At 61.4% G+C, this 15334-nt stretch carries 10 protein-coding genes and 1 pseudogene; 2 read left to right on the top strand and 9 right to left on the bottom strand.

The genetic code is table 11. From position 1 onward, the window contains the following. The first annotated feature begins 107 nt into the window (after positions 1-107). Both trxA and RBQ93_RS08795 read left to right on the top strand, forming a co-directional pair. Positions 108-437 (top strand): thioredoxin, encoded by a 330-nt coding sequence (gene trxA / locus RBQ93_RS08800; RefSeq protein ID WP_320371735.1) that lies wholly within the window; start codon positions 108-110, stop codon positions 435-437. A gap of 4 nt (positions 438-441) precedes the next feature. Next, complete coding sequence (locus tag RBQ93_RS08795) at positions 442-966, top strand: TlpA disulfide reductase family protein (RefSeq protein ID WP_320371734.1); 525 nt, start codon at positions 442-444, stop codon at positions 964-966. Here RBQ93_RS08795 and ilvA read toward each other — a convergent pair. The 9 genes and pseudogenes from ilvA to gdhA all read right to left on the bottom strand — a co-directional run bounded on the left by ilvA (position 963) and on the right by gdhA (position 15315). After that, entirely contained in the window at positions 963-2174 is a 1212-nt protein-coding gene (gene ilvA / locus RBQ93_RS08790; RefSeq protein WP_320371758.1) for a threonine ammonia-lyase, read from the bottom strand. The two genes, RBQ93_RS08795 and ilvA, sit on opposite strands and share 4 nt — an antisense overlap. A 14-nt stretch (positions 2175-2188) precedes the next feature. Continuing rightward, positions 2189-4402, bottom strand: a complete 2214-nt coding sequence (locus RBQ93_RS08785; RefSeq protein ID WP_320371733.1) for an ATP-dependent helicase — start codon at positions 4400-4402, stop codon at positions 2189-2191. Positions 4403-4502: 100 nt separating this feature from the next. After that, positions 4503-7148 (bottom strand): PhnD/SsuA/transferrin family substrate-binding protein, encoded by a 2646-nt coding sequence (locus RBQ93_RS08780; RefSeq protein WP_320371732.1) that lies wholly within the window; start codon positions 7146-7148, stop codon positions 4503-4505. 1 nt (position 7149) lies between these two features. Further along, a complete protein-coding gene (locus RBQ93_RS08775) occupies positions 7150-8127 on the bottom strand; it encodes an ABC transporter substrate-binding protein (protein WP_320371731.1) in 978 nt (325 codons plus the stop codon). A gap of 30 nt (positions 8128-8157) precedes the next feature. Further along, the gene (locus tag RBQ93_RS08770) at positions 8158-10938 is read right to left on the bottom strand and encodes an ATP-binding protein (RefSeq protein ID WP_320371730.1); all 2781 of its coding nucleotides are present in this window, start codon (positions 10936-10938) and stop codon (positions 8158-8160) included. A gap of 145 nt (positions 10939-11083) precedes the next feature. Then, positions 11084-12661 carry an ATP-binding protein gene (locus tag RBQ93_RS08765; RefSeq protein ID WP_413818371.1) on the bottom strand — a complete coding sequence of 526 codons (1578 nt, stop codon included), beginning with the start codon at positions 12659-12661 and terminating at the stop codon, positions 11084-11086. A 66-nt stretch (positions 12662-12727) separates the two neighbouring features. Then, positions 12728-13065, bottom strand: a pseudogene (locus RBQ93_RS12450) (LytS/YhcK type 5TM receptor domain-containing protein); the annotation flags it as partial. A 270-nt stretch (positions 13066-13335) separates the two neighbouring features. Next, positions 13336-13674 (bottom strand): zinc ribbon domain-containing protein YjdM, encoded by a 339-nt coding sequence (locus RBQ93_RS08755; RefSeq protein WP_320371727.1) that lies wholly within the window; start codon positions 13672-13674, stop codon positions 13336-13338. Between the two features lie 294 nt (positions 13675-13968). After that, the gene (gene gdhA, locus RBQ93_RS08750; protein ID WP_320371726.1) at positions 13969-15315 is read right to left on the bottom strand and encodes an NADP-specific glutamate dehydrogenase; all 1347 of its coding nucleotides are present in this window, start codon (positions 15313-15315) and stop codon (positions 13969-13971) included. Between the last annotated feature and the right edge of the window lie 19 nt (positions 15316-15334).

The raw sequence follows: 15334 nt of genomic DNA, 5'->3' as shown, positions 1-15334 counted from the left end.
TTCAGACGTTTGTACGGCTCTGCTGCCGGACGTTTTTGCTTGCAAATTTTCCGATCCGCAGTATTATTCAAAAAGTTGAATACATTGCCTAAAGGAGGCCTGCATCCATGGCTAGCGACAACGTGATGACCTTTACCGATGCCAATTTTGACCGCGAGGTACTGCAATCCGACATTCCGGTGCTGGTGGATTTCTGGGCCACCTGGTGCGCTCCCTGCAAGGCGATTGCCCCTCTGATTGACGCCGTGGCCGATGACTACAACGGCAAGGTCAAGGTCGGCAAGGTCAACGTGGACGACAACCCGGCCACCCCCGGCAAATACGGCGTGCGCGGCATCCCGACCCTGATCCTGTTCAAGGGCGGCGCCATCGTTGACCAGGTAGTGGGCGCCGTACCCAAGTCGCAGCTGGACGCCCTGATTGCCAAGGCGCTCTAACACCATGCGCCATTCGGTAGCTACGTTAAAACGGGCTGCAGCGTTCTGCGCTGCAGCCCTGTTGTTTTGTGTCGTCAGCGCCGATGCCGCTCCGCGGCGCGGTCAACCGGCGCCGGCCTTCAAGGCCTTTGCCATCTCGGGTCAGCCGATCTCCAGTGATGGCCTGAAAGGCTCGGTGGTGATCCTTGATTTCTGGGCCACCTGGTGTCCCCCCTGCCGTGAATCGATCCCTTTTCTGGCTGAACTGCACCGCAAGTACGCCAAACAGGGGCTGCAGGTGATCGGCATGAGCGTCGATGAAGGCGGCGAACGGATCGTCAAGGAGTACGTACAGCAGCACAAAATCCCCTACCCGATCGTCATGGCCAGCAGCAAGGTGACCGCCGACTACGGCGTGCGTGCCCTGCCGGTGCTCTACCTGATCGACCAGAACGGTGTCGTACGAGAGCAGATCATGGGCTTCGCCGCCGGCGCCGAGCGGGTCATCGAAGGCCTGGTCAAAAAGCAGCTGGCCGAAACAGCCCGCTAGTCCTCAGACAGTTCCAAACAATACCCGCGCTGTTGCAGGGCCGCCACAATCTCGTCAGCATGGTCCTGGCCACGGGTCTCCAGGAGCAACTGCACCGCCGTGCTACCCATCACCACCCCCCTGGTACGCCGGTCGTGGGTGATGTCGTGGATATTGGCCCGCACCGTGGCCAGATCGGTGGCCAACTGGGCCAACGCGCCGGGGGCATCCTGCATCTCGATCCGCAGCTTGAGGTAGCGACCGGCCGCCAACAGGCCCCGTTCCACCACCAGCGCCAGGGTGCGCACATCGATATTGCCGCCTGACAACAGACAGACCGTCTTACCCAGCGGCCCGGCCAGCTTGCCGTTCAAAAGGGCGGCCAGGGTCACCGCGCCTGCCCCCTCCACCAGCAGCTTGCTGCGTTCCAGCAGTGCCACGATCGCCAAGGCGATCTCCTCCTCCTCCACCAGCACGATCTCATCGACCAGCCGCCTAATAATCGGCGTGGTCAGCTGACCGGCCTTTTTGACGGCGATACCATCGGCGATGGTCAGCTTGAGCGGCACCTCGCTGATCCGGTTGTCACGCACCGCCCGATACATGCAGGGGGCGGCCGCCGATTCGACCCCCACCACCCGCACCTGGGGATGGGTCTCCTTGATGGCGGTAACCACGCCGGCCAGCAGTCCGCCGCCCCCCACCGGCACGATCACCGTTTCGACATCAGGCAGCTCCTTCAGAATCTCCAGGCCGATGGTGCCCTGGCCGGCCATCACCAGCGGATCGTCAAAGGGGTGGATGAAGACCGTACCGCACTGCTGGCTGTCGGCCTGGGCCGCAGCGAACGATTCGTCGAAGTTGGCGCCGGTCAGCACCACCTGGGCCCCCAGGTCACGGGTGGCCTGCACCTTCTGGGGCGGCGTGGTTTCCGGCATAAAGATGCGGGCCGGGATGCCCAGCAGGTCGGCGCCGTAGGCCACCCCCTGGGCGTGATTGCCGGCCGAAGCGGCGGTTACCCCCTGCTTCAGCTCTGAACGATCGCGGGCGGTCATGAAGTTCATCGCCCCGCGCAGCTTGAAGGCACCGGTCTTCTGCAGGTTTTCACACTTGAGAAAGACCGGGTGCCCCACCTTTTCGCTGAAATGGGGCGAGGCGATCAGTTCGGTCTGCCGCACCCGCTTGCGCAGGCGGTCCTCCGCCTCCTGGATCAACTGATAGCTCAACAGCTGTGGCTCTTTCTTCATACCCGCTCCAGCCCGGCAAAGCGGGCCATCAACTTTTTGGGACCCACCGTGGTGAACCAGACCACCAGCTTCTGGTCATCCCCCTGGCCTTCGATCTTGCGGATGGTGCCGGTGCCGAATTTGGCATGCCGCACCCGCATCCCCACAAAGACGCCGCCGTACTCCTCGCTCGGTTCCGGCACCAGCTCCACCTCGTCGATGGCGCTTGCCACTGCCGACAGGTTGTGCGAGACAGGAGCAGCTTTGGTCGCCGTCTCATACCCCCTGACCGCTGCCCCGTGCCTCTGCCACGCCCCTTGGCCCTGATCCTCCAGCAGCTCGGCCGGGATATCCTTCAGGAAGCGTGAGGGCAGGTTGGCCTGTTCCTGGCCGAACAGGTGTCGACGCCGGGTATGCAGCAGGTACAGCCGTTCCCGGGCGCGGGTCATCCCCACGTAACAGAGGCGACGTTCCTCCTCCATGCCGTCCAGGTCGTCCAGGGCACGCACATGGGGAAACAGCCGTTCTTCCATGCCGATCATGAAGACCGCCTTGAACTCAAGCCCCTTGGCGGCATGCAGGGTCATCAGAGTTACCGACGGTGACCCGGCCTCTCCCCGCTCCAGATCGGCCACCAGCGCTACCTGCTCCAGAAAGCCGGACAGACCGGCCTCCGGGTTGGCTTCACAGAACTCCTCCACCGCCGCCTGCAGCTGTTCCAGGTTCTCCAGCCGCTCGCTGTCATCCTCGTCGCGGCTCTGGCGCAGCCGCTCCAGGTAGCCGCTCTCCTCCATCACCGCCCGCACCAGTTCCGGCAGGGTACTGTTCGTCGCCAAACTGCTGAAACGCTGCAGCAGGCCGCTGAAGGCCGCCACCTTACTGCGGGGACCGCTGGCCAGCAGGCTGCCCTGGCCTGCCTGCTGCAGGGCGGCCAGCAGCGAGATCTCCTGTCGGCTGGCCAGATCGGCGATCTTGTCCACCGTGGCGGCGCCGATGCCGCGCGGCGGCACGTTGACGATCCGCTTCAGCGACAGTTCATCGGCCGGGTTCTCCAGCAGCCGCAGGTAGGCCAGGATATCCTTGACCTCCAGACGGGCATAAAACCGGACGCCACCCACGATGTGGTACGGTAGGCCATCGGCCACCAGCGCCTCTTCCACCAGCCGCGACTGGGCGTTGGTGCGGTAGAAGACCGCCATCTCGGTCAGGGGCAGACCATGGCGCTGCAGGCTTCTGATCTCGCTGGCCACAAAACGGGCCTCGTCGCGGTCGCTCTCCTGCCGCAGCACCCGGATCGGCTCACCGTCGGGATTCTCGGTCCAGAGGGTCTTGCCCTTGCGACCGAAGTTCTTGGCCACCACCGCGCCGGCCGCCTTAAGGATCGTGCTGGAAGAACGGTAGTTCTGCTCCAGCCGGATCACGGTCACAGCAGGAAAATCCTTCTCAAACTCCAGGATATTGCGGATGTCGGCCCCACGCCAGGAATAGATCGACTGGTCGTCATCCCCCACCACGCACAGATTTTTACGTTCGCCGGCCAGCAGACGGATCAGGCGGTACTGCACCGGGTTGGTGTCCTGGTACTCGTCCACCAGCAGCCACTGGAACCGTTCCTGCCAGCGGGCCAGCACCGCCGGCTGCTGTTCGAACAGCCGCACCGTCAGCAGCAGCAGATCACCGAAATCCAGCGCGTTGCAGCGTTTGAGCCGATCCTGATAGGCGGCGTAGATCTGGCTAAAGCGCTGGTCCCAGAGATCGCCCAGCGGCAGCTCATCGGGCCACAGGCCACGGTTCTTGCAATCGTCGATCCGGGCCCCCACGGTTTTGGGCGGAAAGCGCTTTTCATCCAGGTCCAGCTCGCGCAACAGCTCCTTCAACAGCCGTTCGCTGTCCTTGTCGTCATAGATCACGAAGTTCTGATCAAACCCCAGCTGGTGGATCTCTTTGCGCAGGATCCGGCCACAGGTGGCGTGGAAGGTGGCCACTAGGGGAATATCATCGCTGCCCAAAAGGCTGCGCACCCGCTCGGCCATCTCCTTGGCTGCCTTGTTGGTGAAGGTCACCGCCAGGATGTTGACCGGGCGAACGCCCCGTTCCCGGATCAGGTGGCCGATGCGGTGGGTGATGACGCGGGTCTTACCGGAGCCGGCTCCGGCCAGAATCAAAAGCGGTCCTGCGCCGTGCAGCACCGCCTGTTTTTGGGGTTTGTTCAGGTGGGAAAGCAGATCCATACATCGTTTGTAGTGCTGATCAGGGTGGAGCGTCAAGCAAAACAACGGTGGCTGGCGTAGTGCGTCGCCACACCGGCAAAGTGATCGACAAAACCGGCGCTCACAACGCCTCCTGCATGGTCAGACGCTGCAGCTCCCTGGCCAGCTCCCCCATCTCCAACGGTTTGGGCAGGTAGCCGTCAAAGCCTTCAGCCAACAGCCGTTGCCGGTCGCCACGCAGGGCATGGGCCGTCAGGGCGATGATCGGGATGTGACCGCCCTTGGCGTACTCCTGCTGCCGGATGGCCGCAGCGGCCTGGATGCCATCCAGCACCGGCATCTGGATATCCATCAGGATGCAGTCATAAGCAGCCTGGCGCCACGCCTCCAGGGCCTTCTGGCCGTCCTCGGCCAACTGAGGCCGGTGCCCCATCCGCTGCAGCATAGCCAGCAGGGTGGTGGCGTTCAAGGGATTGTCCTCCGCCACCAGCACCGACAGCGACCTGCCGTCCTGGGCGACGACCTGTTCCGGCGTTGTCTGGCCGGAGGTCCCATCGTGCTGCTGACTGATGGTGCAGGGCAACTCAACATGGAAACAGCTACCGACGTCAGGCATCGATTGGGCCCAAATCCTGCCGCCCATCAACTTGACCAGACGGCGACAGATGGTGAGTCCGAGACCACTACCGCCGTACTTGCGGGTGGTTGAGCTGTCAGCCTGGGTAAAATTATCAAAAATCCGATCCAGTACGTCGGGTGACATGCCGATACCGGTATCCCGGACATCAAGCCGCAGCGTTCCGTGCTGATCCTGTTGCGCTACCACCTGTGCGGTAATGGTGATGCTGCCCTGCTCGGTAAACTTGATGGCGTTGCCCAGCAGGTTCAGCACGATCTGCTTGAAGCGCAACAGGTCGCCATGCACCATAACCGGGCCGTCCTGTGCAATGTTCGTGACCAGCTCCAGCTTCTTTTGTCGTATCCGTCCGATCTGGGTGGCCACCACCTCGTCGATGGCCTTGGCCAGGGAAAAATCAGCCAACTCCAGTTCAATCTTGCCGGCCTCGATCTTGGACAGGTCCAACACGTCGCTGATCAGGGCCAGCAGGTTGTTAGCGGCGATGTCCAGATAGCCCAGATATTCGCGCTGTTCCGGGGTTGGATTGGTCAGTTCCAGCAATTGGGCCATGCCGATCACCCCGTTCAACGGGGTGCGGATCTCATGGCTCATGTTGGCCAAGAATTCACTCTTGGCCTGGTTAGCCGCCTCGGCCTGCCGGGCCAGCTGGGTGGCCCGTTCGGTTGCGTCGTTGAGCAGTTGGTTCGATTCCCATAACCGCTCTTCGGCCTGTTTGCGCTCGGTGATGTTGCGCCCGATGCCCAACACGCCGATCAACTGACCGCGCTTGCCATACATGGGACACTTGACGGTTTCAATCAGCTCCTTATGACCATCGTTGGCAAAGGTCAACTGTTCTTCGTTAATGCTGGGGCCACTGGCGGCCATGGCCTTGCGGTCATGCTCCCGGAAAAAGTCAGCCAGCTCTTTGTCCACAAAGTCGTAATCGGTCTTGCCGACGATCTCAGCCTCGGTGGCGCCAAAAAACTGCTCAAAGCGACGGTTACAGGACAGGTAGACCCCATCGACATCCTTGAGCCAGATCAGGTCGGGAATGGTCTGCAGCAGGGTCTGTAACTGGCCGGCTGCCTGTTCCGATTCGCGCCGGGCCTCGGCCAGCCGCCGGTTACCGATGCTCAGCATCACGCTCAGTCCGACAATGCAGCAGACCGCCAGCAGCATCAGCAGCAACTGCACCTGATAACGCTGCCAGATGTCCCGCAGGGTAAAGTTGGGGGCCTCTTCAAAGGGAGGCAGTCGTAGCTGCCGCAACAGCTCCTCCACCGGCAGGTAGTCGGCCGGAATGGTGAAACCATAGATTTTTGCGGCGCGGGCCGTGGTGCTGTTCGGCTCAAGGGTCAAGAGCGCCGCTGCCAATCTGCGGCCGACATCGTGGGGCAGCTGGGGCAGCGCCACAAAGGACCACTCCGGATAGAGGTGCGTTGAGAGCAAAAAAGGAAAACCAGGCAGTTGCTGACGGTTGATCACCTTGATCTGCGCCATATCAAAGTCGCTTCTGGCGGCCATCCGCTCCAACAGCCCGGTGCGCACAAAGCCGGCATCAGCCCTACCCTCCAGCACCGCCTGCACCACCAGGTCCTGCGGGGCGCCGGTAAACAGCATCTTCAGCTGATCTGCCCTGACGTCGGCCTTGCGCAGTTCGTAGATCGGCACCGGATAGGAACCGAGGCTGCCGCTGGCGCTGAAGGCGGCTACCTTTTTCCCCTTCAGGTCCTGCAGAGTCTGCAGGTCCGTGCGGTCGGCGCGGGTAAAGATTACCCCCCCCAGACTGGATACCGGCACCCCCTCCTGCAGATCAACCAAGGTGGCCAGGGCGCCGGTCAGGGCGTTTTTCTGGCGCAGTTGCACCAGGTGTGAGGCATTGCTGAACACCAGGTCCAGCTGGTTTCTATCCAGGGCCTGCTGCAGTTCCTGCTGGTCAAGGGCCAACAACTCGATGCGGTAGCCATCCAGGCTGCGGCTGAGATAGTCGGCCAGCGGCTGCCAACGAGCCAGGGCGGCCGGCTTGGGCTGGATCGCCAGCACCCCCAGGGTCAGGGTACGGTCGGCCCGAGCCGGTAACGGCAGGCAGAGCAACAGACAGACCAGCGTCAACGCTATACGGATCGAAAACGAACCTGCGACCATATCAAAAGTCCTCTATGGGAAGGAAACGGCCATCAAACAGGCCTTTCAGGCTGGCCGGCTGCTGCAGCAGGCCATGCTGCACCATGATCGGCGACAAGGTCTGAACCGTGGTCAATAACTGGGCCTTGCTCCCTTGAAGGTAGCGCCGGTTGGCGCCGGCAACCGGCAGCTGCAGACCACGGTAGGCATCAAGCACGCGGTCTGCAGACAGGGTGAGACGCCCGGCCAGCTTGTAGGCGGCATCCTGCGGATTGTGCACCAGATGATGATACGCCCTGAAATGGGCATTGGTCAGGCTGCGTAACTGCTCCGTGTACTGATCCAGCAGATCGGTCCTCACCGCCAGCAGATCAACGATCATCCCCGGCAGACTGCGGCTGTCGAAGATGCTGTGGGCGCCCATGGCCTGCATCTGGCTGGCGATCGGCTCATAGCAGACCATGGCGTCCACGTGGCCAGCCTGCCAGACCTGATGGTGGTTATCCGGCGTCATCGGCACCACCGTCAACTGCGAGCAGTCCATGCCAGCGGTCTGCAAGCTCAGGTGCAGCATCAGGCTACCCAGCGCCGACTGTTCCACCCCGATCCGCTTGCCGGCCAACTGCCTGACGGAGCTGATACCGGGCCGGGCCAGGATGTGATCCGCCCCGGCCGAGACATCAAACACCAGCACGGCGGTCAGCTGCAAGCCGCTGTCGCGGGCCCGCAGCAGCTCATCCAGGGTGAGACAGGCGCCATCCGCCGTGCCTCGCTCCAGCGTTTCCAGCGATACGGTGGCCGAACTGGTCTCCACCAGCCGCACCTGCTCTTCGCTGAGCCAACCCTCGCGCCGGGCCAGAAAGAGCAGTTCATAACCGGGCCAGGGATGGGCCGCAATCCGCAAAGGAGGCCGTTGCACACAGCCGGGCAGCAGCGGTAAAAGCGCCACGGCCGCCAGGCCGGTCAGAAAATCACGTCGCGATGTCAGCCCAATCCCCATTATTCAACCTCACCTGCGCCGTCAGCTATCTTACGCCGTCAGCCGCTGCAACTCGGCACCAAGCAACGCGATATCGACCGGTTTGGCCACATGGGCATCAAAGCCCTGCTGCAGCAGACGCTGGCGTTCATCATCCATGGCATGGGCCGTCAAGGCGATGATCGGGATATGACCGCCTGTCTGGCGCTCCTGCTCACGAATGATCAGCGTGGCCTGATCGCCACCCATGACCGGCATCTGCACATCCATCAGGATACAATCGAACGACTGCCCGGCCAGCAGATCCAATGCCTGCTGACCAGTCTCCGCCAGGGTGACACGGTGCCCCTGGCGCTCCAGCACTTTGGTGATGAACTGGGCGTTGATCTGGTTGTCTTCAGCCAGCAGAATCGACAGCGGACGGAGCGGAAACTGGGTGTGCAGCGGTTGCCTGCGCGTGGCGAGCGACTGCTCAGGCACCTGGAACGGCAGTTCCACAAAGAAGCTGCTGCCAACGCCAAGCCGACTCTCAACCCAAATCCGGCCGCCCATCAGTTCAGCCAGCCTGCGACAGATGGCCAACCCCAGACCGCTGCCGCCGTACTTGCGGGTGGTTGAACTGTCGGCCTGCGTAAAGGGGGCGAAGATGCCCTCCATCGCCTCCGGGGTCATGCCGATGCCGGTGTCGCTGACGGTCAGCCGGATCAGCAGCTGATCACCCGTGCGGGAAACCTGATCTGCGGCGATGGTGATCAGGCCCTGCTCGGTGAACTTGATGGCATTACCCACAAGGTTCAGCAGTATCTGCCGGGTGCGCAGCTGATCGCCGCGCAGCAGCACCGGCAGATCATCGGCAAAGGCCGTCTCCACCCGTACATCCTTCATCTGGAGATGGTAGCGCTGGCTGTCCAGCAGCTCCTGAATACAACTACGCAGTGAAAAATCCGTGGATTCCAGCGACATTTTACCCGCCTCGATCCGTGAGAGATCGAGAATATCGCTGATCAACGACACCAGGCTGGTGGCCGAGCTCTCGATGCTCTCCAGATACTGCTGTTGCTCCTCGTTGAGCGTTGTGGTCCGCAGCAGGTGGGTCATACCGATCACCCCGTTCATCGGGGTGCGGATCTCGTGGCTCATGTTGGCCAGAAACTCGCTCTTGGCCCGGTTGGCCGCCTCGGCCGCCTCCTTGGCCTGCAATGTACGCTCTTCTGCCTGTTTGCGCTCGGTGATGTCGGTGGCGATCTCCAGCCGCACGATCCGGCCATCCACCCAGCGGATGGCCCGGTCGCGGATGGCGTACCAGTGCCCGGTGAGCGTGTTCTGAAACTCCCAGACATACACGCCTCGCGGCTCCCCCTGCTCGTCCAGCAGATACTGGTTGCTGCAGAAACCGCAGGGGCCGCTCTGACCGACCTGCATCTTCTGCCAGCAGGGCTGACCAACGATGTCGCCGTGGGTTTCCTGGACCTGCTTGTTGATGTACAGCAGCTCGTAGGTCTGCATGTCCGCCACATAGACGATCGCATCCAGGGCGTTCAACACGGTCAGCAGCCGCTGGTGGGAGTCCTGCAGTTCCTGTTTGGCCTGCTGCAGGCTTTGTTCGGCCTGCTTGCGCTCGCTGATATCAAACAGACTCCAGACCACGCCGACCTCGCCGTCATCCAGTGGCATCCTGACCCCGGTCAGGACACACCAGAAGGGGCGGCCATCCTTGCGGCGCAGCGGATATTCGGCGTGCAGCTGAGTCTTGCCATCCCTGGCCTGCAGGAAGGTGGGCGCCCAATCATCGTGGTGCTGCTGGTCCAGATGCAGCAGACGCACCGACTGACCGATCAGCTCATCGTTGTGGTAGCCGAACATCTCGCAAAACTGCTGGTTCACCCGACGGATGATCCGCTCCGAGGAGACGATCAGGTTGCCGGTGCCGTTGTACTCAAACAGGTCCTGCAAGAATTTCTGCTGTTGGTGCAGGCGGTTGTTGAGTCGCCGCGAAATCAGCATCAATGCGGTAAGCAGGGCAATAATGGTTACCGAAGCCGCCAGGGCCAACATCAGCAGCAAGCGATAATCGGTGGTCTTCTCGTACTGGTGGGCAAGCCACTTGTCGCCAATAGCCGCTCGTTCTGAGGTTGGCAGGGCACCCAACGTCTTGTCCAGCAGGCTGGCCAATGTGGCCTGATCCCTGGCCGTCGCCAGACGGAGCTCCGACCTGGGACCCTTGATGGCCGCCATCAGCCGCAACTCGGTCAACAACTCCCGTTCGATCAGATGAATCGCCACGGCCCGGTTACCGGCATAGGCGTCGGCCTCGCCCCGGGCTACGGCATACAGTGCGTCCAGGCTCGAGGGGTACTGCCGTACCATGACAGTGGGGTAGTTTTTGGCAAAATGGGTGACGTTGTAAAACCCCTCTTCCAGGGCCACGGTCTTGCCGGCCAGATCGTGCTCCGAGCGGAAGGGGGGGCCACCCTTGCGACCGACCAGCAGATGGGGAATCGTGATGTAGCTACGGGTAAAATTGAGCTGCGACTCACGTTCCGGACGCAGACTGATATCCATCAGGGCATCCAGCTTGCCCTCCAGCAGCAGCTCATAATTGTGGCTGAAGGGCCCCGGCACCAGCACCAACGCCCCCCCCAACCGCTGGTTCAGCGCCCTGACAACATCAGGACCAATCCCTTGCGGCACCCCATGCCGATCGACAAAGCTAATCGGCGGCCAGTCGGCCATAACGCCGACCCGGATCTGAGGATGGCTGGCAAGCCAAGCCTGCTCAGCCGGCGTAAAGGCAGGCGGTTTCTGACGGGTTGCGCCCAGCAGTGCAGCCACTGTAACCACCGCAAGCAGAGCGCAGACCAACCAACTGAGCCTGAACCGTGTAAGCCCCGAAAAACGAACCATCCGTTGCAACCTTTCCTGCCGTTGTAGTAGCCAGACCTTACTCAGCCAATGCAGACCACCGCCACTGGCGCGTTCATGTCTTGATCAGCCGTGCCATTTCAGCGCACAACACCGCCAGGTCTACCGGCTTGGCAACATGGGCGTCGAACCCGGCTGCCAACAGACGCTCACGTTCCTCACGCATGGCGTGGGCGGTCAGCGCGATAATCGGCAGATGGCCGCCGGTCTGCAGCTCGCGCTCACGAATCCGGCGCGTGGCCTCATCGCCTCCCAGAACCGGCATCTGCACATCCATCAAGATGCAATCAAAACGCTGCCGTTCCAGCTGATCCAGCGCCAGCTGACCGTCTTCGACAGCGGTTATCCGGTGTCCCATCCGGCTCAACACCTTCACAATGAATTCGGCATTCACCCGGTTATCCTCGGCCAGCAGGATCTCCAGCGGTCGGGTGAAGAGGGCCGAATCAAGCGAAAGCGGTGGTGGCTGCGCAGCCTCGTGTTTTGGTGCATCAACCGCCAACTCAAAGGGCAGCTCCACCGTAAAAACGCTGCCCCCCCCGGGATTGGCCTCGGCCCAGATGCGCCCCCCCATCAGCTCGGCCAGCCGGCGGCAGATGGTCAGCCCCAGACCGGTGCCGCCATAACGGCGGGTGGTGGTATTGTCGCCCTGTTCAAAGGGGGCAAAGATGGCCTCCAGTTTCTCCGGCGGGATGCCGACACCGTTGTCGGCCACACTGAGGCGCAGCAGCACCTGTCGGCCATGACGTTGGAGCTCTTGACCGGCAAGCGTGATCCGGCCCTCTTCGCCGGTGAACTTGATGGCGTTACCCAGCAGGTTGAGTACGATCTGACAGGCGCGCAAACGGTCGCCATGCAACGGGTCCGGCAGCTGGTCGGGCAGGTCGATGCTGACGTTCAGCCGCTTTTGACGGATCAGGAACTGCTGGCTTTCAACCATATCCTGCAGGCAATGCCTGAGTGAAAAATCAGACGAAACCAGCTCCATTTTGCCGGCCTCGATCTTGGACAGGTCGAGAATATCGCTGATCAAGGCCACCAGCGAATTGGCTGAAAGCTCGATGTTGTCAAGATACTGCTGTTGCTCGGGAGAAAGCTCGGTGTTGCGCAGCAGGTGGGCCATGCCGATCACACCGTTCATGGGGGTGCGGATCTCATGGCTCATGTTGGCCAAAAACTCGCTTTTTGCCTGATTGGCCGCCTCGGCCGTCTCCTTGGCCTGCTGCAACTCGCCTGCGGCCTGCTTGCGCGCGGTGATGTCGCGCGACAACACGACAAAACGGGGTTCAGTGGCATGGGAGTCCGTCTTGTGGGCCACGGCCAACTCAAACCAGTAGGTGCCGCTGGGCACGGTGAGACACAGCTGCCGCCCGTGGGAATGGCCGGTGGTCTGGGCCTCCTGCAGGGCCTCCAGACAGACCGTTGCCGCCTCGGACGACATCACCTCGCTGACGGTCCTGCCCAGCAGCTCCTCCACCGGAGCCGATAACTGCTCGGTATGGCGGGCATAGCAGGCATAATGCCGGCCATCGATGCCCATCTCGAACAGCAGGTCCGGCACCGCCTGCAACAGGGAGTTCAGGTTCAGGCGTTCCTGATCCAGGGCCAGTTCGGTGGCGATATGCTGTTCCATCTGCCGGAACAGCAGACAGACCAGCAGGGTGGCCGGCGGATAGAGCAGCAGCACCGGCACGGTGATCTTGGCCAGCACCACCGCGGCAAGCTCTGGCGGCAGGAAGGTCATACAGCCCATCATCCAGAGATGCACCAACAGGCCGAAGAGCAATAAACCCAGCGGCTCGGCAGCCCATGGCCGGCGGTTACGCAGATAGTGCCAGCCGATGCCGATACCGACTGAACCGATGATTACCGCCACCCCCACCGCAGCGCCCACCCCCCCAGCCACCAGCGATAGACAACGGCCGGCAGCGCAGCCAGGACAGCCACCACCGGGCCGCCAAACAGACCAGCCACCGCCAGAATGATCGAACGGCCATCGAAGATCAGGCCGGGCTGAAAGACCACCGGGGTCAGCATCACTAGCAGCACAACCCCGCCAAACAGCGCCCCGGTCACCAGCGGAAAGAGCAACCCGCTGCGATTAAGGCGCCGCACCAACAGGCTGTGGACAAAGGTTAAGGCCACCAGCAGGGCTATATTCTGGATCAGCGAGAGGTAGAACATCAGCCATCCCCTAACATCGGCAACAGGTGCAGAGCTTTTCGGAAACTATACCAGAGCTCTGAATTTTTGCAGCACGAAGCAGAAATGAATGTTCCAGACAGGAAAGGAGGTCGTGCGGAGTGATCAGGCCTTTTTCACAAACTCAGACTTCAGCCCCATGGCACCAAACCCGTCGATCTTGCAGTCAATATCGTGGTCGCCATCCACAATGCGGATGTTTTTCACCTTGGTTCCGACTTTAACTGACGATGACGCCCCTTTGACCTTCAGATCCTTGATCACGGTCACGCTATCGCCGTCTTTAAGCTCGGTGCCGTAGGCGTCGCGCACCACCCGCACGCTAACGGCTTCCTCGGTTACAACCAGCGGCCATTCGTGTGCGCATTCCGGGCAGATGTAGTTAGTGCCATCTTCGTAGGTGTAGCTGGATTTGCAGGCTGGGCAGACGGGTAATGTGCTCATCGGGGTATCCTTTGATATGTGAGTTGAGCGCGTGTCTCCGCATGTGATGCATCTCAACACAGGGAAACAGGAGTGACAGGGTACACTATCACCAACCGAATGCGCCAGAAAAACAGAAGAGCCCGGCACAGGGCCGGGCTCACGTTGGAGATACAATAACTAGGTACGGCTACAGAAACGAGGATTTTTTCGCGAGGTCCAGGAAGGTGAGCGTTTGCGCGGAGACGTACTGTGCAGTACGTCGCACAAGCAAACGCGAAACCTGACGCCGAGATCGCGGAAAAAGACCGTTTCCTACACTAAGCCGTGGGCGACCATCGCGTCGGCTACCTTGATGAAACCGCCGATGTTGGCTCCCAGCACGTAGTTGCCCGGATCGCCGTATTCATCGGAGATACGGTAGCAGCGCTTGTGGATGCCCTTCATAATGTTTTCCAGCTTGACCTCGGTATCCTCGAAGGACCAGGAGTCACGCTGGGCGTTTTGCTGCATCTCCAGGGCCGAGGTGGCCACGCCGCCGGCATTGGCAGCCTTGCCGGGGCCGTAGGCGATCTTGGCATCCAGGAACACCTTGACCCCTTCGGGAGTGGTGGGCATGTTGGCCCCTTCACCCACGGCGATACACCCGTTCTTGACCAGGGTGGCGGCATCCTTGCCGTTGATCTCATTCTGGGTTGCGGACGGCATGGCCACCTGGCAGGGAATTTCCCAGATGTTGCCGTTAGCAATGTACTTGGCATCCTTATGGTACGTGGCGTAATCGGAGATGCGGCGACGCTCCACCTCTTTCAGCTGCTTGATCAGATCCAGATCGAGACCTTTCTCATGGTAGATCACGCCATTACTATCGGAGCAGGCCACGCACTTGCCGCCCAGCTGGTGGATCTTCTCGATGGTGTAGATGGCCACGTTGCCGGAGCCGGACACCAGACAGGTTTTGCCGTCGAAGGACTCCTTGCGCACCTTGAGGGCCTCGTTGATGAAGAAGGTGGCGCCGTAGCCGGTGGCCTCGGGACGCACCAGTGAGCCGCCCCACTTAAGGCCCTTGCCGGTCAGTACGCCGGCCTCCCAGCGATTGGTGATCCGCTTGTACTGGCCGAACATGTAGCCGATCTCGCGGCCGCCCACGCCGATGTCGCCGGCCGGTACGTCGGTGTGCTCGCCGATGTGGCGGTACAGCTCGGTCATGAAGGACTGGCAGAAGCGCATGATCTCGTCATCGGACTTGCCCTTGGGGTCGAAGTCGGAGCCACCCTTGCCGCCACCAATCGGCATGCCGGTCAGGGAGTTCTTGAAGATCTGCTCGAAACCGAGAAACTTGATGATACCCAGGTAGACCGAGGGGTGAAAACGGAGGCCGCCCTTGTAGGGACCCAGGGCACTGTTGAACTCAACCCGGAAACCACGATTGATATGGACATTACCGTTGTCATCCTGCCAGGGCACCCGGAAGATGATCTGACGCTCCGGCTCGCAGATCCGCTCAATGATCTTGCGCTCAAGATATTCGGGGTGTTTGCTGACCACTGGCCCCAGAGACTCCAGCACCTCCAGTACCGCCTGGTGAAATTCGGCTTCACCGGGGTTACGCTTCAGTACATCCTGGTAGATGCTTTCAAGTTTTTCGTCCAGCTGTGCCATGTGTTGCCTCCTGATGGAA

The sequence above is a fragment of the Trichlorobacter sp. genome, assembly GCF_034008105.1.
GTDB lineage: Bacteria > Desulfobacterota > Desulfuromonadia > Geobacterales > Pseudopelobacteraceae > Trichlorobacter.
This window is presented reverse-complemented; position numbering and strand designations above follow the sequence as displayed.